The organism is Orbaceae bacterium lpD04, from assembly GCA_036251935.1.
In the GTDB taxonomy this organism is placed as follows: domain Bacteria; phylum Pseudomonadota; class Gammaproteobacteria; order Enterobacterales; family Orbaceae; genus Orbus; species Orbus wheelerorum.
This window is the reverse complement of record CP133967.1, coordinates 221,853-242,733: the sequence shown is the minus strand read 5'-3', so window position 1 is coordinate 242,733 and position 20,881 is coordinate 221,853. Positions and strand designations below refer to the sequence as shown.

The window sequence follows — 20,881 nt, the reverse complement described above, 5'->3', positions numbered from 1 at the left end:
CTCCTAATTGGCCATTATTTTTATTAAATCGACAATAGCCATATTATTCTCACTAAACATAAGCAAAATGCGTTACATCATTCTTCCGGGGCGCTGCATCGAGTTAACTGAGCTATTAATTTGTTGATCACTCATTTGCGATTGTACGACGAACTCACCTTCATTTAGCCCACTTGTTACTTCGATATTGATACCATCAGATAATCCTGTCGTAATTTGCTTTTCAACCACTTTGTCATTATTTTCAAGAATTCTAACGTAGGTTTTACCATTATGTTCTGATAACGTTGACATTGGGATCGTCAATACATCCTCTTTATAGGCTATTTTGATCATATCTTGCGTTGTCATACCAATACGTAGTTTCCCTTCAGTGTTAGGAACTTCAAGTCGGCCATAATAGTAAATAGCAGCATCAGAACTTCCGCCTTGCACATACGTTCCATTCGTTAAGGTCGTAAGGCCAGGATCAATCGCTTTTAATGTTGTGGTAAATACTTCGTTTGATGATGAAAGTACGGAATATGTCACCGTCATTCCCGGCGCTATTTTATTAATATCGCCTTCTGATATTTCCATTAATATTTTCATTTCAGTTAGATCCGCAATTTGCACTATCGTTGGCGTAGACATTGCAGCGTTAACCGTTTGTCCTTCTTCAACTGGTACTGAAACAACGGTACCATCAAGAGGAGAAAGAATTTTGGTATAACCCAAATTAACCTTAGCGGTATTTAATGATATCTGGGTTTGTGAGATTAATGATTTAAGCTCAACCACGCTTGATTTGGCTGTAGCATAAGTACTTTGTGAATCTTCTAGGCTAGCTTTAGATGTTGCTTTTTGTGCATAAAGAGTAACTTCACGATCATACTGCGACTTTGCAACAGCAAGTTGAACTTCAGCTGCTTCATATTGTGCTTGATAGCTTTCAAGTTTAGCTTGCTCGGTATTATAAGTATTTTGCTGAGTCGTTGAATCTATTTGGGCAATTAAATCACCTTTTTTAATTGTTTGCCCTAATTTTACATAAAGCGTTTCAATTTGACCTGAAACTTGTGAACCAACAGTCACTAGCTGAATTGGTGCAACTTCACCTGTGGCACTAACCTCTTGGTTAATATTGCCTTTACTTACAGGAACCGTAATGTAATGGATCTGATCGGATGTTTTAAATACCAAAAAATAAAATGCTATACCAACAATTAGTACGCAAATGGAAATAATAACTTTCAAATTATATTTCATAAATCACCTTAACTTAAATTAACTTACTTATTCAAATTTAAGCTCACTATAACTAATGGGTATGAAAGCTACATGAAAAATAAATGAAGGAAATTTCATGTTCTATTTCATTAAGTAAATTGAAGGTGTAATAAGGAGATTAGGGTAATATATTGAGTTACCCTTTAATTTAGACTTGCGATGTTAGTTAAAAGGCTTATTTAATATATTTCTTACTGGGGCAAAGCTCTTACGATAAATTTGATTCACACCATGTTGTGAGATTGCATCGATATGAGCTTTAGTTGGGTAACCTTTATGCTTAGCTAGGCCATACTGAGGGTAAATTTTATCGAGCTCTTGCATCTCTCTATCACGAGTGACTTTAGCTAAAATAGATGCTGCACCAATTTCTTGTACAAGGCTATCGCCCTTTACAACTGTTTGAGCTGTGATCCCAAAATCAGGTGCTCGATTACCATCAACTAACACAAAATCAGGTTTAATCGATAATCCCGCAACCGCTCTTTGCATAGCTAGCATCGTTGCATGCAAAATATTTAGCTGATCAATTTCCAAAACACTTGCTCTTGCAATACTCCATGATAATGCTTGCTCTTTTATAATATCAAATAAGTATTCACGTTTTTTTTCGGTTAACTTCTTTGAATCTGCAAGTCCTGTTATCGGTTTATTGGGATCTAAAATAACAGCGGCAGTAACAACATCACCACATAATGGCCCTCGGCCAACCTCATCAACGCCCGCGATTAGTCCTACATTACAAGGATAGGTAAATATCATGGCTTGACTCCAATTAGCGCTAAAACCGCATTAGCTGCCTGTTGATCTGCATTACAACGAATTTGCTGATGTAATGATAAAAATGTTGCCTTTAATAAGGTGTTATCATTTTTTAATAACCTAATAATTTGCTCAGCAATGTTTTGTGGAGTGCAGTCATCTTGTAGCAATTCAGGCACGATTTCTTTACCTGCTAAAATATTGGGTAATGATACATAAGGTGTTTTAACCAGTTTTTTAGCCAACCAAAATGTAAACGGCTTCATTTTATAACCGACAACCATTGGGCATTTAGCAAGCATACATTCTAATGCTACCGTTCCTGATGCAAGAATTGCTGCATCACTTGCAATCATTGCTTCTCTTGCATGTCCGTCCAATAATTGGATAGATAACGCTGGCGCAACTTGAGCTTTAATTGCTTCAAATTCCTGTCTTCTCTTTTGATTAGCTAAAGGGACAATAATATGTAAATCAGGAATAGCTTGACTAATTAATTGTGCAGCTTGTAAAAATGGCGCAGAAAGTAATGTCACTTCCGCATGCCGACTCCCTGGTAATAAAGAAAGAACTGTCATACCCTGAGGAATATTTAGCTGCGATCTCATATTGTTTTTATCGGGTGATAAAGCAATATCATCTGCCATTTTATGACCAATAAAGCGGCAAGGTACCTCATACTTATCATAAAAGGCTTTTTCAAAAGGCAAAAATGTTAAAATTAAATCGGTATTACGCTTGATCTTAAAGACTCGTTTTTGTTTCCATGCCCAAACTGAAGGACTAACATAATGAATCGTTTTTATATTCGCTTGTTTTAACTTTCCTTCTAAAGAAAGGTTAAAATCGGGAGCATCAATACCAATAAATAAGTCGGGTTTTAACGTTTTAATCCGCTTGGTTATATCTTTACGAATTGATAATATGCGGCGTAATTTACCCAATACTTCAACAATTCCCATCACTGATAATTCATCCATTTGGTACCATGCTTCACAGCCTTCAGATTGCATTTTAGGCCCTGCAATACCAACAAATCGGATATTTGAATAACTGGCACGTAAAGCACGAATCAGACCCGCCCCTAAAATATCGCCAGACGTTTCGCCAGCAACTATCGCAATTGTTAAACAGCGTTGATGATTATCATTCATAATGAGTTGAGTTAGTTGAATTAAATATAATAGAGAAAAGATGTATCGCTTTGCGATACATCATCATGACTAACGAATAATACCACGAGTTGAGCGTGATAAGAAATCAAGAAATAGCTTAGCTTCTGGGTTTTGCTCAGCAATAAGAATAATTTGTTCTTTTGCTTCATCTAAAGATAATCCGTTACGGTATAAAGCCTTATAGCTGTTACGAATAGCATGTAAAGCCTCTTTACTAAACCCTCGACGTTTAAGTCCTTCAAGGTTAACGCCATGAGGCGTTGCATGATTTCCTTGAGCAATCACATAAGGAGGTACATCTTGAGCGACGCCCGAACAGCCACCGACCATAACATGAGCACCAATAACACAAAATTGATGCACCGCCGTCATACCGCCGATAATGACAAAATCATCAAGTTCAACGTGCCCGGCAAGAGTTGCATTATTAGCTAAAATGCAGCGATCGCCAACTTGGCAATCATGAGCAACGTGGGCATTAATCATTAATAGATTATCATTACCAACACGAGTAACGTTTTTACCTTGAACCGTACCACGGTGAATAGTCACACTTTCGCGGATACGATTACGATCGCCGATTTCGGTGCGAGTCGGCTCACCTTGATATTTTAGATCTTGATTAACCTCACCAATTGAAGCAAATTGATAGATTTGGTTATCCTGACCTATTTTGGTGTGGCCATTAATTACAACATGAGACTTTAGCTCAGTTCCTTCGCCAATTTCAACGTCTTTACCAACATAACAAAATGGACCAATTTTAACATTAGCATGAATCACAGCACCATCTTCAATAATTGAGCTTGGGTGAATTACAGCCGACTTATCAATTGCCATAAATATTCCTTAATATCGTGATTCAGTTATCAACTTATTTGCGAGCACACATCATTTCAGCTTCACACACAAGTTTACCATCAACCGTTGCAATACCATGGAATAATGCAATACCTCTTCGCTCTTTAATGTAGGTAACATCAAGAATCATTTGATCGCCAGGAACAACAGGGCGTTTAAATCTTGCTTTGTCTACCGAAGCAAAATAATAAAGTTGGCCAGGTGTTAATTCTTCAATACTTTTAAATGCTAAAATACCCGTTGCTTGAGCCATTGCTTCTAAAATTAATACACCAGGGAAAACCGGTTTATTAGGAAAGTGACCCTGAAAAAAAGGCTCGTTGACCGAAACATTTTTAATCGCTCTTAATGTTTTGCCTTTTTCGTAACTCACAACGCGATCAACCATTAAAAATGGGAAACGATGCGGTAATAAACGAATTATTTCATCAATATCAAGAGAATTTAATTCAGTGCTCAAAATAGTCATCCTTATTTACGAATATAAATATATCTGCTATATATTATAGCTTATGTTAGCGCTTGGGGGAATCGTCTGAGCTTATTATTTACGGTATAACTTCAATAATGAATGATAAAATTATCAGGAATTTGTAAATTACGTACTATTATCAGTATATTTGTATATACTAAGCTAGTCGAAAATTTTTTTTGTAGTGACACAAGATATTCATATATGGAGAGTTAAGAATGAAATCATTATTCAAAATGACATTAATTAGCAGTGTAATTGTTCTGGCACTAGCGGGCTGTGATGATAAGAAAGAAAATTCAACCGCGCAGCAACAAGCCGCTGCAACGCAAGATACAAGTCAAACCGTTAAAATTGAAGTAGATGCCACAAAAGAAGCTTATGCTGTTGGTGCGTCATTAGCTAGTGATTTAAAAAATAATCTTGAAAAAGGTCAATTAGAATTAGACAATTCTCAAATTATTAAAGGGTTTAGTGAAGCATTTGACGGTAAATCACAATATACCCCAGAACAAATCCAATACATTTTAAATGAGCTAACTCAGCGTTTACAAAAAGAAGCTCAAACAAAATTTGACGAGAAAAAATCAGCAAGCATTGCAGCTGGCGATAAATTCCGTGAAGATTTTGCAAAACAACCTGGCGTGAAAAAAACTGAGTCTGGGTTACTGTATGAAATTGTTGATGCAGGAAAAGGTAAACACCCAACAGAGACTGATAGTGTTATTGTTCACTATACTGGAACATTAGTTGATGGTAAGAAGTTTGATAGCTCTTATGATCGTAACGAACCAAGCAAGTTCCCATTAAATGCGGTAATTAAAGGTTGGGCTGAAGGTATCGAATTAATCGGTACTGGTGGTAAAATTAAACTCGTTGTTCCACCTGAATTAGCTTATGGTGATCAAGAAATCCCAGCATTTGGTGAAGATAACCCTGGGATCCCACCAGCATCAACACTTGTGTTTGAAGTAGAATTACTTGGTATTGATGGAGTTGATCAAGCTGCACCACAAGCAGCTCCGGCACCAGCATCAAAGACAAAACCAACTAAATAATATTTAGTGAATATTAGCGTATTAAATTATACGATTATTATTATGGGTCCCGCTTATGGGACCCAAGCTTCATTTTGTGCCTACCAATTTTGTTTATCACTTCTAAATTCTAACCATCAACTGCAATCTATTTTTTTCTATGCCGATGGAACGTATAATGCCAATAACTTTACAAATCCTGCCAATGACGAATTTGACATCGTTAATGCATGGCAAAAACTTGCTCAAAAGTATCAACTCAAACTTTCGGTATGTATCGCGGCGGCGCAAAGACGTGGGATTGTAAATGAGGAATTAAACCATAATATTGCTGCGGGTTTTGAATTAGTTGGCCTTGGTGAACTAAGTGAAAAAGTGTCACAAAGCGATAGAGTTATTCAATTTTAAGCAAATAATATAGAGAAAAAGTTGAAAAAAATTGCAATTATTTTTGACCAAGCTCCACATGGTAATGCTAAAGGACGCGAAACACTAGATCTGGTTTTAGCGCTATCTGATATTAATCAAATATCGGTATTTTTTATCAATGAAGGTATTTTTCATCTACTTAAAGATCAACAGCCAGATAAAATTCTGATGCGAGATTATATTGCAACCTTTGGCATGCTAGAGCTTTACGATATCAATGATATTTACGTCTGTAACGAATCTCTAACCAAATACAATTTAGCCACACAACCATTAATTATTGATGCAAAGCCAGCTACCAAGCAAACCATTGCAAGTTTGTTGGTAACTTATGACACAATTATAAAGTCTTAAGATTAACTTTGCTGACTAAACCATTCATCAAGCTTAGCTTTAAGCTGATCTAAACCTGTTCGTTTTAACGATGAAAGCATTGCAACTGTAATGTCACCTTGAAATGGTAAAATTGCTTCTTTAACCATATTCAATTGTTTTTTTTGCGCGCCAGAAGCTAACTTATCGGCTTTAGTCAATAGTAGCATCACAGGAAGGTTTGATTGTACGGCCCAATCAATCATCTGCTGATCGAGATCCTTAAGTGGATGACGAATATCCATTAAGATAACTAAACCCTTCAAGCTTTCACGTTTTTGCAAATATTCGGCTAATGATTTTTGCCATTTACGTTTAACGTCTTCTGGTACTTGAGCAAATCCATAGCCTGGTAAATCAACTAGACGGCAATTAGGCTCAACTTCAAATAAGTTAATCAACTGAGTTCGACCAGGTGTTTTACTTGTCCTCGCCAAATTTTTTTGATTAGTTAAAAAATTTAGTGCACTTGATTTACCAGCATTAGATCGCCCGGCAAACGCAATTTCAACGCCGGTATCTGACGGTAAATGCGTGATATCCGGTGCACTGGTAACAAAATATGTTTTAGCGTAATTCAGTGGAGTAAATGACATTAAACCCCACCTTTAATTTGATTATTTAGATTCATTTTGAGCCTTTAATAGATCTCTAATTTCAGATAAAAGTACTTCTTCTTTCGATGGTGCTGGTGGCGCTGCGGGCTTATCAACTTTTTGTTGTTCATCAGTCGCACGTAACTTATTGATAAATTTTATCGCAATAAAGATTGCCATTGCAACAATGATGAAATCAATCACATTTTGGATAAATAAGCCATAATTAAGTACTGTTGCCGGCACACCATCATGTGCATCTTTTAATACAATAGCAAAATCAGTAAAATTAATACCACCAATAAGCAGTCCCAACGGCGGCATGATTATATCGCCGACAAATGATGACACGATTTTACCAAATGCACCACCAATAATAATACCAACAGCCATATCAACAACATTACCTTTTACCGCAAACTCACGAAATTCTTTTAAAAAACTCATATTACGTCTCCTTCATAGGTAGCTATGTATTAAATTAAAATAGGTAAAGCAATTAAATGATAATAACAAAATAGAGATTTAACTTTATGCTAATGTATATAATTTTAATACAAAAATATAGTTAAATTAATTAATTACATAAATTAATATAGACATATTTAAGCTTGAATTAGAAGGTAAAGGTTGTGATTAACAACCTTTGTTATTGATTGGCGCTAATAAGCAGAAATAACTTTTTTTACTGCACTAGCAAAACGTGCCATGCCTTCTTTAATCTCTTGATCAGAAATAACTAGCGATGGAGTAAATCTTAATACACTCGTGCCAGCATTAAGGATCATCACCTTAAATTGCGTTGCTGTATTTAAAAAATCACGAGCTTTTCCCTGATATTTAGTATTTAGCTCGGCACCTAATAACAATCCTTTACCTTTATATTGTGAAAAAAGATCAAATTGCTGGTTAATTTTCTCAAGCTCTGCAATAAATAGTGCTCTTTTCGCATAAATGCCAGCAAGAACTTCATCAGAATTAATGGTATCAAATGCTGCGCAGCCTACCGCACAAGCTAACGGATTACCGCCGTAAGTGGTACCATGAACGCCGGGATGCATAACAGATGAAACCGCTTCAGTTGTTAACATAGCACTAATTGGAAATCCGCCCCCAAGGGCTTTAGCGGAAGTTAAAATATCAGGCGTGACGCCATATTGTTCGTAGGTAAATAGCGTTCCCGTTCGCCCCATGCCACACTGCACTTCATCAAAAATAAGTAAGGCGTTAAACTCATCACATAGTGCACGCACGCCTGTTAAAAATTCTGGCGTTGCACAAGTTAATCCACCTTCACCTTGTACAGGTTCAAGGATAACTGCGCAAGTGTGATCATCAATAATTGCTTTAACTGCATCAAGATCATTAAATGGCACATGCACAATATCAGCGGGTTTCGGGCCAAAGCCATCTGAATATTTAGCTTGTCCGCCAACTGAAACAGTAAAAAAAGTTCTACCATGAAACGAGTGAGTAAAAGAGATAATCTTAGTTTTATATGGGCTATATTTTTCAATGGCATAGTGCCTTGCCAGCTTGAGTGCGGCCTCATTGGCCTCTGCACCAGAATTGGCAAAAAATACCCGATCAGCAAAAGTATGATCAATTAGTTTTTTAGCTAACTGTAATGCTGGTTCATTTGTAAATACATTACTAACATGCCATAACTTTTCGCTTTGTTCATGCAATGCTTTTACAAGATTTGGATGGCAATGTCCTAATGCATTAACCGCTATGCCACCAGCAAAATCAATATATTCCTCACCATCTTGATCCCAAACTCGGCTACCCTTGCCTTTAACCGGAATAAACTGCGCTGGCGCATAAACAGGAAGAATCACTTTATCAAAAATATCTCGAGTAATTAAATGGTTATTTTTATAAGTCATATTAATAGTCCTAATAATAACGATTAAATAATTGATGATAGTTTAGCCTAAATTTACCTCATGTAAATAATTATTCAATTATTTTGAATATAAATTCAATTTATTGGGTTCTCTATCAAGTAAATTTAGTATCAATGATTGCACCTGCGCCATAGCGTATTATAATGCCATAGCTTAATCGTCTACATTATATTAATAATATGAACTCACAACAAACATCACTCTTATCAGTATCGCTAACTATTTTAATGGCAATGGCTGTTGGTATTTCTGTCGCTAGTAACTATTACGCACAGCCACTTTTATACTCAATCACCCAAGATCTACATATTTCGATGGATAACTCCGGCATTATTGTGACTACCGCACAATTTAGTTATGCCTTAGGTTTATTATTTGTCGCGCCATTAGGGGATAAAATTGAGCGGAAAAAATTAATTATTATTTTGATGCTATTAACCACATCAGGGCTAATTATTAGCGCATTAGCTTATTCTCAACTCATGCTAATTATTGGCACAGCGATAGCTGGGATATTTTCAGCCGTTGCACAAGTTCTTATTCCTTTTTCGGCAACGTTGGCACAGCCAAATCAACGGGGTAAAGTTGTTGGGATTTTAATGAGCGGCATGCTACTTGGGATTTTATTAGGTCGAACTTTTGCTGGTGCCATATCAACAATGGTAGATTGGCGCATGGTTTATTGGGCGGCGGCAGGGATCATGTGCTTTACAACGCTACTGCTATGTTGCGCATTGCCTCGCTATTCAAATAAAAGTACCATTAATTACTGGAAGCTCATTTTCTCCATTTTTGGCCTATTTTATCAAGAGCGGGTATTACGCATTCGTGCCTTAATTGGCGGCATTGCATTTGCGCTATTTTCCTTACTCTGGACGCCATTAGCCTTTTTATTAAGTAGCGAGCCTTATCACTTTACCGATATGATTATTGGTTTATTTGGCTTAGCCGGCGCTGCTGGAGCAATGGGCTCACCAATTGTCGGTAAACTGTCTGATAAAGGTAAAGGCGTGCTAGTAACGTCGATTGGCTTAATATTATTATTGTTATCTTGGGTACCACTTTCCCTTGCACAGTTATCGATCATTGCATTAGTCATTGGCGTAATTTTAATTGATTTTGCCGTACAAGTTACCCACGTTTCTTGCTTGAATGCGATTTATCAAGGACAAGCTGAAATTAGGACGCGAATGAACGCAGGCTATATGCTAAGCTATTTTACTGGTGGTATGCTTGGCTCATTTAGCTCGACTTATCTTTTCGCACATTATGGCTGGTTAGCGGTAGTTATTGCGGGTAGTTCTTTAGCTGCGCTAGGCATACTGATTTGGATTTTTTATTTAAAAACAAATCATCCCAAGTAGCCTATCATGATGCTTAATCGCTAAGCTTGACAGCGCTTTATTCCAGAATATAATCTGGCTGTTAACTAAGGTTTAAAAATGAATTTAATCACTATGAAAAATACTTTAAATGATGATGAGTTATGCCGTTCGTTGATACAACGACTCTCTAATGTATTTCCAGATTTAATCATAAAAGGCGGAGCAGAAGAACCTTTTTATGAAGCACCAAAAGGTGATGCTAAGGCAATTCTCTATTTTAGAAGTAACTACCCAAGAAGCTTATTACATGAACTTTGTCACTATTGTTTATCGGGTGAAAAACGTAGGCAGCTTGATGATTTTGGTTACTGGTATTACCCTTGTGGTAGAACGGCAGATGAGCAACTACTTTTTGAACAAGTAGAAGCAAGGCCACAAGGACTTGAGAAATTAATGTGCGAGATAGTCGGTATTACATTTATCCCTAGTTTAGATGATTTTTCAGGTAGACCTGCTTCCGAAGATTTTTTAAGCCGCCTTAATCAAACGTATGAAGAGATGCGATTAACGCCGCCACCAACAGCAAAAAAAGCGTTAACTGCTTTAGCTGATATCGCAATTTCTACCCAACAGTAATAGAAACTAAAAGCATATATTAAATATCAGTACGTCAATTCACTAGCTAACGATTTTAATCACTCAGTTAGTAAGCAATTGACGATTTCGCTCTATTTTAAATAAAGATCATAATAAATTCGCAGCAACTATAGACCGAACTAATTTATTCATTACAATATATGCAATCAATCGTCATTTTATTTAATGGAAACAATAATGGCACAATATGTTTTTACCATGCATAGAGTAGGGAAAATTGTCCCGCCTAAGCGTTATATTCTTAAAAATATCTCTTTAAGTTTTTTCCACGGCGCGAAAATTGGCGTACTCGGTTTAAATGGTTCGGGTAAATCAACGCTATTAAAAATTATGGCAGGGCTTGATACTGAAATAGAAGGTGAAGCTCAGCCACAAGCAGGGCTAAAAATTGGTTATCTACCACAGGAGCCAAAATTAAACCCAGATCAAACCGTACGTGAAGCCGTTGAAGAAGCCGTTGGTGAAGCAAAACATGCTTTGACTCGCCTTGATGAAGTCTATGCAGCTTATGCTGATCCTGATGCCGACTTTGATAAATTAGCGAAAGAACAAGCAGAACTTGAAGCAATTATTCAAACCCACGATGCTCATAATATTAATATTCAATTAGAGCGCGCAGCTGACGCACTACGTTTACCTGACTGGGATACTAAAATTGGTGTCTTATCGGGTGGTGAACGTCGCCGCGTGGCATTATGTCGTTTATTACTTGAAAAACCCGATATGTTACTTCTTGACGAACCAACCAACCATTTAGATGCAGAATCTGTTGCTTGGCTTGAGCGCTTCTTACATGATTATGAAGGCACCGTTGTTGCGGTAACCCATGACCGTTACTTCTTAGATAACGTTGCGGGCTGGATTTTAGAGCTTGACCGCGGTGAAGGTATTCCATGGGAAGGTAACTACTCATCATGGCTTGAACAAAAAGATCAGCGCTTAGCACAAGAAGCATCGACAGAGTCAGTGCGCCGTAAATCGATCGAAAAAGAACTTGAGTGGGTACGTCAAAATCCTAAAGGGCGCCAAGCGAAAAGTAAGGCTCGCCTTGCTCGTTTTGATGAACTTAATAGTAGTGACTATCAAAAACGTAACGAAACCAATGAACTCTTTATTCCAACTGGACAAAGGCTGGGTGATAAAGTTATTGAGATTGATAATTTGACCAAATCCTATGGTGATAGAGTCTTAATCGATGATCTTTCACTGCGTATTCCTAAAGGCGCAATTGTTGGAATTATCGGACCAAATGGTGCTGGTAAATCAACACTATTTAGAATGTTATCAGGTCAAGAGCAACCAGATTCAGGTAGCATTACACTTGGTGAAACCGTACAGCTTGCATCGGTTGATCAGTTCCGTGATAGTATGGATGATAAAAAAACGGTATGGGATGAAATTTCACATGGCCAAGATATTATGCGTATTGGTAACTTTGAGATCCCAAGTCGTGCTTATGTTGGGCGCTTTAACTTTAAAGGCGTAGATCAGCAAAAACGCGTTGGTGAATTATCAGGCGGAGAACGTGGCCGAGTTCATTTAGCAAAACTACTACAAGTAGGCGGTAATGTACTGCTACTCGATGAACCGACCAATGATTTAGATGTTGAAACGCTACGGGCGCTTGAAAATGCCATATTGGAATTTCCTGGCTGTGCACTCGTGATTTCCCATGACCGTTGGTTCTTAGATCGCATTGCAACGCATATTATTGATTACCAAGATGAAGGGCATGTTGAGTTCTTTGAAGGTAACTTTACGGAATACGAAGAGTGGAAAAAACGAACGCTTGGCGCTGAAGCATTAGAGCCTAAACGCGCTAAATACAAACGTATCACGAAATAAAATCACTCATTTCGTTAAAATATTGTTGTAAGATATCATTCTATCGAAAAAACCATAAGGCCGAATTATCGGCCTTATTTATATCGTTTAAGTAATAAGCTCAGGCTTAATAATCACAGGGTCAAGAACGGGGATATTTTGTAACAAAATAGCTGCGGCCTGCCGACCAATCTCAATAGGCTGATTATCAATATAATTTATCAATTTTTTGGCGATATAGATCTCAGCTTGTGTACCAAAACTAAACACTTCAATTTGCGGTTCAAAATAACTTATCATACGACCTTTACCCAACGCTCGGCCTAATTTAGATACCGTTAGCATCAAAGATAATGTTGTTGAAGAGTCGTGACATAAAAATGCCGAGATATTAGGATGCTGTTTAAGTAACTGCTCAAAATCAGCGAGTACCTCCGGGTGCTCATGGCTGATGGTCCACTCAGCCTTAAATTTTAAACCATGTTTAAATAATGCATCAGCAAATCCGGCTAAGCGCTCTGCTCTTGTTAAAGAATCCATTCGACCACCAAGATAACTAATTTGCCGATGACCCTTATTAATTAAATACTCAGTCGCAAGTTTAGCGCCTAATCGGTTATCTGAGCGTACCACTTTTATATTATCAATATTGCTAGATTGAGCGGCAATAATCAGCGGAATATTTTGTTTGTCAGCCATTATTTTCACTTCATCAGTGATTTGCCCGCCAATACATAAAATAATTCCCGATACACCTTGCTCGATTAAAGAATTAGCACATTGTAATAGTGTTTTTTGCTCATTGCCTGATTGAGTCAAAAATATCACATAACCTTGCTCTGTTAAAACGTCATTAATACCGGTAATAATACTTGCATAGAAAGGATCACGAATATCTTTGACGACAACACCAATTATCGCTGATTGACCACTGCGTAAATTAGCCGCGCTTTTATTGCGAATATAGCCTAACTCTTGTATTGCTTCATTAATTTTTTGTATCGTTATGTCAGATATACGCCCCTTACCACTTAAAGCAAGTGAGACCGTTGTAACAGAAACATTAGCATATTTTGCAACGTCATTAATGGTGGTTTTTCGTGTCATACCAAATTTATTTGAATATATTTTAATAATTATCATAGTATCTATTTTAAAGTAACTTGCCTATCTATAAATTTATTTTCTCATTTTGTGACAAACCCCTCATTTAGCTAATGGTAAAACGTTTTACCATGATGTAAATTGAACATGAAATTTATTAACTTTTAGGTAATATCATGTCAAATAAAATAACAACAAAAGTGACGTTCTGGGAATTCTTTCAAAGCCTAGGCAAAACATTTATGCTCCCCGTCGCTCTTCTATCATTTTGCGGTATCATGATGGGAATAGGTAGCTCACTTGCTAGCCAAGATGTTCGAGAATTATTACCATTTCTAGATAATCACATCTGCATTACCATTTTCACATGGATGAGTAAAATGGGATCTTTTGCTTTTAGCTTTTTACCTGCAATGTTTGCTATTGCCATTCCATTAGGGCTTGCGAGAGAAGATAAAGGGGTTGCAGCCTTTTCTGGTTTTGTTGGTTATATCATCTTAAATTTAAGCATTAACTTCTATCTAACTATTTCAGGCATTTTACCAACTACCGACCCAGACATACTGCGTTTAAATGACATTCAATCTGTTTTCGGTATTGAATCGATTAATACCGGTATTTTAGGGGCGATTTTTGTTGGTATCATTGTTTATTGTTTACATGAACGCTTTAGAGCAATTCGCTTACCTGATGCGTTAGCCTTTTTTGGCGGTAACCGCTTTGTCCCCATTATTACAACGGTTACTATCGGAATATTAGGGCTTATTGTACCGCTAGTTTGGCCATTTTTTGCATCAGCAATTAGTGGTTTAGGTTATATCATTAACAGTACTGGCGTATTTGGGCCACTTATTTTTGGTACCGGCGAACGCCTATTATTACCTTTTGGTTTACATCATATATTAGTAGCACTTATCCGCTTTACTGATGCAGGTGGCACCATGGAAGTATGTCATGAGACAGTGAGCGGCGCGTTAACTATTTTCCAAGCACAAATGTCATGCCCAACAACAACTGGCTTTGCTGAAAGTGCTACACGCTTTTTATCACAAGGTAAAATGCCCTCATTCTTAGGGGGTTTGCCCGGCGCAGCGCTTGCAATGTACTATTGTGCAAGGCCGGAAAATCGTCATAAAATCAAAGGATTGCTTATTTCAGGTGTGGTTGCTTGTGTAATTGGCGGGATCACCGAGCCATTAGAATTCTTATTCTTATTTGTTGCGCCAATATTATATGTTATCCATGCTTTCTTAACCGGTCTTGGCTTTATGGTCATGTCTATTTTAGAGGTGACAATTGGTAATACTGACGGTAACTTAATTGACTTTGTAGTATTTGGTATTTTACATGGCACAGCGACGAAATGGTATTGGGTACCAGTTATGGCGGCTATTTGGTTTGTCGTTTACTTCTTAGTGTTTCGATTTTTTATATTACGCTTTAATATCAAAACCCCTGGCCGTGAAATAGAAAGCCAAGAAAGTAACGAAGAAACGAACAATATTGCCTTAGGTAAATCAGGTTATAATGTTGTGGCTATCTTAAAAGCGCTTGGCGGCGCTGATAATATTGTGTCTTTAGATAACTGTATTACTCGCCTGCGTTTATCCGTTGAAGATATTAGTATTGTTGATGATAGTTTATTAAAAGCTAATAAAGCGATCGGTGTTGTTCGCCTTAATGAGCATAATTTACAAGTTGTCATTGGACCACAAGTTCAGTTAGTTAAAGATGAATTACAACAGTACTTATAAATAGATATTTACATCAGATAACAGCCGTATTTAATGACGGCTGTTATTGAACATAGAGGAACAAATACAATGTCAACTTTCAACTCTGATTTGTTTGATTTTGATACTCAAGTCGATAGAAAAGGAACTTGGTGCACCCAATGGGATTATGTGCAAGATCGTTTTGGTGTTAATGACTTAATTCCATTCACCATTTCTGATATGGATTTTAAAATCGCACCTTGTATTGAACAAGCATTGAATCAGCGAATTAGCCATGGTGTTTTAGGTTATAGTCGTTGGAATAATACTCAATACCTTAGTGCTCTTGAACACTGGTATTCATCACAATTTGTAACGAATATTGACACCAATATGGCGGTTTATGGTCCTTCTGTAATTTATATGGTCGCTAAACTTATTCATTTATGGAGTAATGAAAACGAAAGTATTGTGGTTCATACACCCGCTTACGATGCTTTTTATAAAGTAATTATCGGCAATAATCGAAACGTTGAAGCCTGCCCACTAATTAAAACAGACTCTCATTGGCAGTGTGATATGACTTACCTTGAAACGCTATTAGCCAAAAAAGAAGTAAAAATATTATTATTATGTAGCCCACATAATCCAACTGGTAAAGTATGGACTGAACAAGAATTAAGCCATATGGCACAATTATGTAAAAAATACCATGTAAAAGTAATTAGTGATGAAATCCATATGGATATGATATGGCAAGGAAAACACTTACCATGGAGCCGATTTGGTCTCAATGAATGGGCGCAACTATCGTCAGCATCAAAAAGTTTTAATATCCCAGCACTAACTGGTGCATACGGTTTTATTAACTGCCCTGAAACGAAAGAGCTGTATTTGCAACAGTTAAAATCGAAAGATGGCTTATCCTCACCCGCCGTATTATCTTTAGTTGCGACCATTGCAGCATATCAACAAGGCTTGCCTTGGCTTAACGCACTAAAATATTATTTGCGAGATAATCTTAATTTTGTCACGGAAAAATTAAATGATGCATTTCCACAATTAAACTATGAGATCCCACAATCAACCTATTTAGCTTGGATTGATTTAAGAGCCTTGAATATTGATGATGCAAAACTACAACATCAATTAATTCACCATGAAAAAGTTGCAATAATGCCTGGAACGACTTATGGTGCAGAGGGAAAAGGGTTTTTACGCTTAAATGTTGGCTGTGCACGCAGTAAAGTTGAAAAAGGTGTAAATGCTATCATTAATGCCGTTCATGCGATTAGATAATAAAAAAGAATAAACCTATCAATACGTTTATTCTTTTAAATTTACGGCTCGGTAAATACTAACGACTTGTAAGAGGCTAGCTATTGCACCTTACCCGTTGTTAGTCGTTATTTTTGGCTAATTTATCAATAATTTTTTGGTGTATACCACCAAAGCCGCCATTGCTCATCACTAAAATAACGTCGTTTGGCTTAAGCGTTTTTACAATCATTTCAACAAGCAAATCAAGATCACCTGACCAATGAGCAGGTTGGATACATTCATCAACCACATCTGAAACTAACCATGGCAAATGCTCGGGTTGGTAAATAAATACTTCGTCAGCTCGTCCTAAAGAAGGTGCGATTTCATCCTTACTCACGCCCAATTTCATCGTATTAGAGCGCGGCTCAAGCACCGCTAAAATACGTTTATTTGAGCCAACTTTACTTCTTAATGCTTCAAGTGTCGCTAAAATTGCCGTTGGATGGTGAGCAAAATCATCATATAACTCAATAGAATCAATTTGCGCATAAAGCTCTAAACGCCTTTTAGCATTATGAAAAGAACTTAATGCATTACACGCATCTTTAACTGTAATACCGACATTTCGAGCAGCGGCTATCGCCATTAAGGCATTATGCATATTATGTTCACCTACCAGTGAATACTTAACCTCTCCAACAATCTCATTGTTGAAGTAAACGGTAAAATGGCTTGCGTCATTAGAAACTTTTTTAGCATCCCAACCCGTTGCTGATTCAGTATTAATCTGTTCACTCCAGCAGCCTTTGGCTAAAACTTGCTTGAGGTTAATATCGTCTTGAGGCGAAATAATTAAGCCTTTACTTGGTACAAGCCTAACTAAATGATGAAACTGCTTTTGTATGGCATTTAAATCATCAAAGATATCTGCATGATCATATTCTAAATTATTTAAAATCAAGGTTTTTGGGCAATAATGCATAAATTTAGAACGTTTATCAAAAAAGGAGCAATCATACTCATCGGCTTCAATAACAAAAAAGTTACCTTCACCAAGCCGAGCTGATATATCAAAATTGCCGGGTACGCCACCAATTATAAAGCCTTGCTGATAGTTAGACTGTTCTAATATCCAGTTAACCATCCCAGCGGTTGTTGTCTTACCATGAGTACCTGCAACAGCAATAACCCAACGATCTTTAAGAACATTATCATGCAACCACTGCGGGGCTGAAATATAAGGGATATTATTATTAAGAATATATTCTACGCAAGGATTACCTCGCGACATGGCATTACCAATGATAACCAAATCAGGAGCCGTTGTAAGCTGACTTGGATCATAGCCTTCAATAACTTGAATATTTTCTTTTTCAAGCAACGTGCTCATTGGTGGATAGACATTTTTATCAGAGCCAGTCACTGTATGGCCTAAAGAACGTGCAATTAGGGCAATACCGGCCATAAATGTACCGCAAATACCTAGAATATGAATGCGCATTTTTTTATCCTTTACTGTTTACAATTATATTATACTTATTTCAAGTTATTTTGGATATTAATGATTAATCGACAGGCCATAGATGCCGAGCTAGCAATGAAATACTTTGATTGCCTCTAAATTCGTCGATCTCTAGCTGATAAACAATTTGTACTTTTCTAACTGACTGATCTGGCCATAATGCTAGGTCAACATTGAATGCAATACAGTTCATTAATGGCCCACCATCAAGCGGCTCTATCACGAGCTTTAAATGCTTACCTACCACGAGTTTTTGCTGATGAATTAAAAAAACACCATCAAATACAGGCTCAGGAAATGATTCGCCCCAAGGACCGTTATCTTTTAATAGTTTTGCTGTATCAAGGTTAAAAAAGCAATTTTCAATTTCACCATCAGTTTCAATAATATTGTCTAAACAAATATTACTCACAAGTTGAGCGACTTCCTCGGTAAAATATTGACTGAATTTAGGTAGATTTTTTTCGGTGATAGTAAGGCCAGCGGCCATAGCATGCCCACCAAAACACACAATTAAACCAGGATCACGAAGACTTACTCGCTCTAATATATCACGTAAATGGATCCCTTTAATAGAGCGCCCCGATCCTTTTAAATAGCCATTATCAGCCAGTGCAAACGAAATAACCGGTCGATAAAATCGTTCTTTAATTCTTGAAGACAAGACCCCAATCACGCCTTGATGAAAATCAGGATGATAAATCACAAAATTATTGGGGATTTCGCTAGTATTTTTCTCTAACTGTTCAATAAATGCTAGCGCATCTTGTTGCATATTTTTTTCAACTGTTTTTCTCGCTAGATTAAGATCTTCTAAAATCTCTGCAGCAGCAAAAGCACTTTGTTCATCCTTAGCCAAAAGTAATTCAACACCCAATGACATATTTTCCATTCGGCCCGCGGCGTTGATCCGTGGAGCAATATAATATGACAAATCTTGTGATGTTAATCGCGGTATATTTCTTTTAGTGATAGTTGCTAATGCTTTTATGCCAACGCAGCAATAACCAGAACGGATGCGCGCTAAACCTTGTTGTACTAAAACTCGGTTATTTTGATCAAGGTTAACAACATCAGCAACAGTGCCAAGCGCAACAAGATCAAGTAAATTGGCTAAATTATATTCTTTGAGATGCCGAGCTTCAAACCATTGATGCTGACGTAAAAAAGCACGAAAAGCCAGCATAAAATAAAATGTTACCCCAACCCCGGCAAGGCTTTTAGATGGGAATGGGCAATTCGGTAAATTAGGATTAATAATCGCATCAGCATCAGGTAAGGCTACTGGAGCAAGGTGATGGTCGGTTATGATCACTTGAATATTATTTTGTTTCGCAAACGCAACCGCGTCAAAAGCAGAGATCCCGTTATCAACGGTAATAATTAAATCAGCCTGCTTTTCTTGGGCTTTTTTAACAACAGATAAGCTTAAACCATAACCATCTTCAAAGCGATCAGGAATAAGGTAATCAACATTTTTAACCGCAAATTGTCTTAATGCCGTTACAATTAATGCCGTACTAGTTGCGCCATCAGTATCAAAATCACCAACAATTAAAATATTTTTATCCGCAGCGGCAGCTTGATAAAGTATTTCCACCGCATGATCAATACCCGATAACTGCTCGTAATTTATTAATGCTTTTGTTGAATGATTTAACTGCTCACAAGATTCAATCCCGCGAGAAAGGTAAAGCCTTTCTAATAAAGGATGAGAAATTGAAGATAGCTTAACTTTTTGCGAAGGTAGAACTCGCCGTTTTATTACCGTATTACTCATAGCTCACTTAATCTTTAATAGTAATAATGCGATACATTGGTATAGCATTATTACTATAAATTAGCAAAATTGAATGATTATTTAGCTGTTTTATCAAGTATTTTGATTAACTCACTGGCAGGAACATAACCGGCTAACAATTGACCGTTTGGTAAAACAATGCCTGGCGTTCCTGAAAGGCCAATTTTACGACCCGCATCAAACTGCATTTGCACATAAGGAACCATGCTGGTAGCTGGCGAAATTTTACCGCCTTTATAGGCATTATCAAACGCAGCCTTACGATCCTTAGAACTCCAAATTGACTGCATGTCCTTTGCCACTTGCGTATCTAACCCTTGTCTAGGAAATGCAAAATAATGCACAGAAATACCTAAATCAAGGTAGCTATTGATCTCTTCATGTAATTTTTTACAATAACCACAAGTATAATCAGTAAATACTGAGATCACATATTTTTGGTTTTTAGCTTGGTAAACAATCGCATCTTTTGCAATCGAATTAATCAGTTTAAGATTCTCACTATTGGCAATATTTTCTGGCGCTTCGCCTGTCATATTGTAAATTGGCCCTTGAGTTAAGAACTTACCATCATTTGTAATATAAAAAACGCCATCTGGAGTGGTGGCCCTTTTCATTGAACTCATTGGCGTAGTATTAATTTGGATAGTATCTTTTGGATAACCTAATTTTTGTAACGTCGCCATAATATCAGCATCTGATGCAGAAGCTGAACCGATTAATAAACTACTAAGAATGCCGAGGGTAAAGGTTAGTTTTTTCATTGGTCGTCCTATTATATCTGTTG

The 20,881-nt window shown here is 37.1% G+C and carries 20 protein-coding genes; 8 read left to right on the top strand and 12 right to left on the bottom strand.

Annotated elements, in window-relative coordinates; all coding sequences use genetic code 11:
- Window positions 1-72: 72 nt before the first annotated feature.
- From RHO14_01100 to fabZ, 5 genes are all read right to left on the bottom strand, one after another.
- Window positions 73-1,248, bottom strand: a complete 1,176-nt coding sequence (locus RHO14_01100; GenBank protein ID WVD71414.1) for an efflux RND transporter periplasmic adaptor subunit — start codon at window positions 1,246-1,248, stop codon at window positions 73-75.
- Between the two features lie 183 nt (window positions 1,249-1,431).
- The gene (gene rnhB / locus RHO14_01095) at window positions 1,432-2,031 is read right to left on the bottom strand and encodes a ribonuclease HII (protein ID WVD71413.1); all 600 of its coding nucleotides are present in this window, start codon (window positions 2,029-2,031) and stop codon (window positions 1,432-1,434) included.
- On the bottom strand, window positions 2,028-3,185 hold the full coding sequence (lpxB, locus tag RHO14_01090) for a lipid-A-disaccharide synthase (protein ID WVD71412.1): 1,158 nt from the start codon (window positions 3,183-3,185) through the stop codon (window positions 2,028-2,030). The genes rnhB and lpxB overlap by 4 nt, the downstream gene beginning before the upstream one ends.
- Before the next feature lie 69 nt (window positions 3,186-3,254).
- Entirely contained in the window at window positions 3,255-4,046 is a 792-nt protein-coding gene (gene lpxA, locus RHO14_01085; protein ID WVD71411.1) for an acyl-ACP--UDP-N-acetylglucosamine O-acyltransferase, read from the bottom strand.
- A 34-nt stretch (window positions 4,047-4,080) separates the two neighbouring features.
- The gene (gene fabZ, locus RHO14_01080; GenBank protein ID WVD71410.1) at window positions 4,081-4,527 is read right to left on the bottom strand and encodes a 3-hydroxyacyl-ACP dehydratase FabZ; all 447 of its coding nucleotides are present in this window, start codon (window positions 4,525-4,527) and stop codon (window positions 4,081-4,083) included.
- Between the two features lie 230 nt (window positions 4,528-4,757).
- Between fabZ and fkpA the strand changes: the two genes are divergently transcribed.
- The 3 genes from fkpA to tusC are packed head-to-tail and all read left to right on the top strand — an operon-like array spanning window position 4,758 to window position 6,359.
- Window positions 4,758-5,597 (top strand): FKBP-type peptidyl-prolyl cis-trans isomerase, encoded by an 840-nt coding sequence (fkpA, locus tag RHO14_01075; GenBank protein ID WVD71409.1) that lies wholly within the window; start codon window positions 4,758-4,760, stop codon window positions 5,595-5,597.
- Window positions 5,598-5,603: 6 nt separating this feature from the next.
- A complete protein-coding gene (gene tusD, locus RHO14_01070) occupies window positions 5,604-5,984 on the top strand; it encodes a sulfurtransferase complex subunit TusD (protein ID WVD71408.1) in 381 nt (126 codons plus the stop codon).
- A gap of 21 nt (window positions 5,985-6,005) precedes the next feature.
- Window positions 6,006-6,359 (top strand): sulfurtransferase complex subunit TusC, encoded by a 354-nt coding sequence (gene tusC / locus RHO14_01065; protein ID WVD71407.1) that lies wholly within the window; start codon window positions 6,006-6,008, stop codon window positions 6,357-6,359.
- A gap of 2 nt (window positions 6,360-6,361) precedes the next feature.
- Here tusC and yihA read toward each other — a convergent pair whose 3' ends face one another.
- The 3 genes from yihA to RHO14_01050 form a co-directional block, all read right to left on the bottom strand.
- Window positions 6,362-6,973 carry a ribosome biogenesis GTP-binding protein YihA/YsxC gene (gene yihA / locus RHO14_01060; GenBank protein WVD71406.1) on the bottom strand — a complete coding sequence of 204 codons (612 nt, stop codon included), beginning with the start codon at window positions 6,971-6,973 and terminating at the stop codon, window positions 6,362-6,364.
- 21 nt (window positions 6,974-6,994) lie between these two features.
- Window positions 6,995-7,420, bottom strand: coding sequence for a large-conductance mechanosensitive channel protein MscL (gene mscL / locus RHO14_01055; protein ID WVD71405.1), 426 nt, complete (start codon window positions 7,418-7,420; stop codon window positions 6,995-6,997).
- Between the two features lie 215 nt (window positions 7,421-7,635).
- Window positions 7,636-8,862 carry an aspartate aminotransferase family protein gene (locus RHO14_01050; protein WVD71404.1) on the bottom strand — a complete coding sequence of 409 codons (1,227 nt, stop codon included), beginning with the start codon at window positions 8,860-8,862 and terminating at the stop codon, window positions 7,636-7,638.
- 200 nt (window positions 8,863-9,062) lie between these two features.
- Between RHO14_01050 and RHO14_01045 the strand changes: the two genes are divergently transcribed.
- The 3 genes from RHO14_01045 to ettA all read left to right on the top strand — a co-directional run bounded on the left by RHO14_01045 (window position 9,063) and on the right by ettA (window position 12,710).
- Window positions 9,063-10,247 carry an MFS transporter gene (locus RHO14_01045; GenBank protein ID WVD71403.1) on the top strand — a complete coding sequence of 395 codons (1,185 nt, stop codon included), beginning with the start codon at window positions 9,063-9,065 and terminating at the stop codon, window positions 10,245-10,247.
- Between the two features lie 78 nt (window positions 10,248-10,325).
- Window positions 10,326-10,844: an elongation factor P hydroxylase gene (locus RHO14_01040; GenBank protein ID WVD71402.1), complete on the top strand. Its 519-nt coding sequence runs from the start codon at window positions 10,326-10,328 to the stop codon at window positions 10,842-10,844.
- Between the two features lie 198 nt (window positions 10,845-11,042).
- Entirely contained in the window at window positions 11,043-12,710 is a 1,668-nt protein-coding gene (ettA, locus tag RHO14_01035) for an energy-dependent translational throttle protein EttA (protein ID WVD71401.1), read from the top strand.
- Between the two features lie 87 nt (window positions 12,711-12,797).
- Here the strand turns inward: ettA and malI are convergent, their stop codons facing one another.
- The gene (gene malI / locus RHO14_01030) at window positions 12,798-13,796 is read right to left on the bottom strand and encodes a Mal regulon transcriptional regulator MalI (GenBank protein WVD71400.1); all 999 of its coding nucleotides are present in this window, start codon (window positions 13,794-13,796) and stop codon (window positions 12,798-12,800) included.
- A gap of 173 nt (window positions 13,797-13,969) precedes the next feature.
- On the opposite strand from malI, the gene malX reads away from it, so the two are divergent.
- Window positions 13,970-15,547, top strand: a complete 1,578-nt coding sequence (malX, locus tag RHO14_01025) for a maltose/glucose-specific PTS transporter subunit IIBC (GenBank protein ID WVD71399.1) — start codon at window positions 13,970-13,972, stop codon at window positions 15,545-15,547.
- Window positions 15,548-15,616: 69 nt separating this feature from the next.
- Window positions 15,617-16,807, top strand: a complete 1,191-nt coding sequence (locus RHO14_01020; protein WVD71398.1) for a MalY/PatB family protein — start codon at window positions 15,617-15,619, stop codon at window positions 16,805-16,807.
- A gap of 100 nt (window positions 16,808-16,907) precedes the next feature.
- On the opposite strand, the gene mpl is transcribed toward RHO14_01020, so the two are convergent.
- The 3 genes from mpl to dsbC form a co-directional block, all read right to left on the bottom strand.
- Window positions 16,908-18,272: a UDP-N-acetylmuramate:L-alanyl-gamma-D-glutamyl-meso-diaminopimelate ligase gene (gene mpl / locus RHO14_01015; GenBank protein WVD71397.1), complete on the bottom strand. Its 1,365-nt coding sequence runs from the start codon at window positions 18,270-18,272 to the stop codon at window positions 16,908-16,910.
- Window positions 18,273-18,336: 64 nt separating this feature from the next.
- The gene (gene recJ, locus RHO14_01010) at window positions 18,337-20,073 is read right to left on the bottom strand and encodes a single-stranded-DNA-specific exonuclease RecJ (protein WVD71396.1); all 1,737 of its coding nucleotides are present in this window, start codon (window positions 20,071-20,073) and stop codon (window positions 18,337-18,339) included.
- Window positions 20,074-20,150: 77 nt separating this feature from the next.
- Complete coding sequence (dsbC, locus tag RHO14_01005; GenBank protein ID WVD71395.1) at window positions 20,151-20,858, bottom strand: bifunctional protein-disulfide isomerase/oxidoreductase DsbC; 708 nt, start codon at window positions 20,856-20,858, stop codon at window positions 20,151-20,153.
- Window positions 20,859-20,881: the final 23 nt, after the last annotated feature.

Excerpts from the sequence above, each read along its gene's own strand:
- RHO14_01020 (WVD71398.1), top strand. The coding sequence starts at position 15,617 with ATGTCAACTTTCAACTCTGATTTGTTTGATTTTGATACTCAAGTCGAT.
- mscL (WVD71405.1), bottom strand. The coding sequence starts at position 7,420 with ATGAGTTTTTTAAAAGAATTTCGTGAGTTTGCGGTAAAAGGTAATGTT.
- RHO14_01040 (WVD71402.1), top strand. The coding sequence starts at position 10,326 with ATGAATTTAATCACTATGAAAAATACTTTAAATGATGATGAGTTATGC.
- RHO14_01045 (WVD71403.1), top strand. The coding sequence starts at position 9,063 with ATGAACTCACAACAAACATCACTCTTATCAGTATCGCTAACTATTTTA.
- lpxB (WVD71412.1), bottom strand. The coding sequence starts at position 3,185 with ATGAATGATAATCATCAACGCTGTTTAACAATTGCGATAGTTGCTGGC.
- yihA (WVD71406.1), bottom strand. The coding sequence starts at position 6,973 with ATGTCATTTACTCCACTGAATTACGCTAAAACATATTTTGTTACCAGT.
- rnhB (WVD71413.1), bottom strand. The coding sequence starts at position 2,031 with ATGATATTTACCTATCCTTGTAATGTAGGACTAATCGCGGGCGTTGAT.
- mpl (WVD71397.1), bottom strand. The coding sequence starts at position 18,272 with ATGCGCATTCATATTCTAGGTATTTGCGGTACATTTATGGCCGGTATT.
- RHO14_01100 (WVD71414.1), bottom strand. The coding sequence starts at position 1,248 with ATGAAATATAATTTGAAAGTTATTATTTCCATTTGCGTACTAATTGTT.
- recJ (WVD71396.1), bottom strand. The coding sequence starts at position 20,073 with ATGAGTAATACGGTAATAAAACGGCGAGTTCTACCTTCGCAAAAAGTT.
- fkpA (WVD71409.1), top strand. The coding sequence starts at position 4,758 with ATGAAATCATTATTCAAAATGACATTAATTAGCAGTGTAATTGTTCTG.
- malX (WVD71399.1), top strand. The coding sequence starts at position 13,970 with ATGTCAAATAAAATAACAACAAAAGTGACGTTCTGGGAATTCTTTCAA.
- lpxA (WVD71411.1), bottom strand. The coding sequence starts at position 4,046 with ATGGCAATTGATAAGTCGGCTGTAATTCACCCAAGCTCAATTATTGAA.
- ettA (WVD71401.1), top strand. The coding sequence starts at position 11,043 with ATGGCACAATATGTTTTTACCATGCATAGAGTAGGGAAAATTGTCCCG.
- malI (WVD71400.1), bottom strand. The coding sequence starts at position 13,796 with ATGACACGAAAAACCACCATTAATGACGTTGCAAAATATGCTAATGTT.
- RHO14_01050 (WVD71404.1), bottom strand. The coding sequence starts at position 8,862 with ATGACTTATAAAAATAACCATTTAATTACTCGAGATATTTTTGATAAA.
- dsbC (WVD71395.1), bottom strand. The coding sequence starts at position 20,858 with ATGAAAAAACTAACCTTTACCCTCGGCATTCTTAGTAGTTTATTAATC.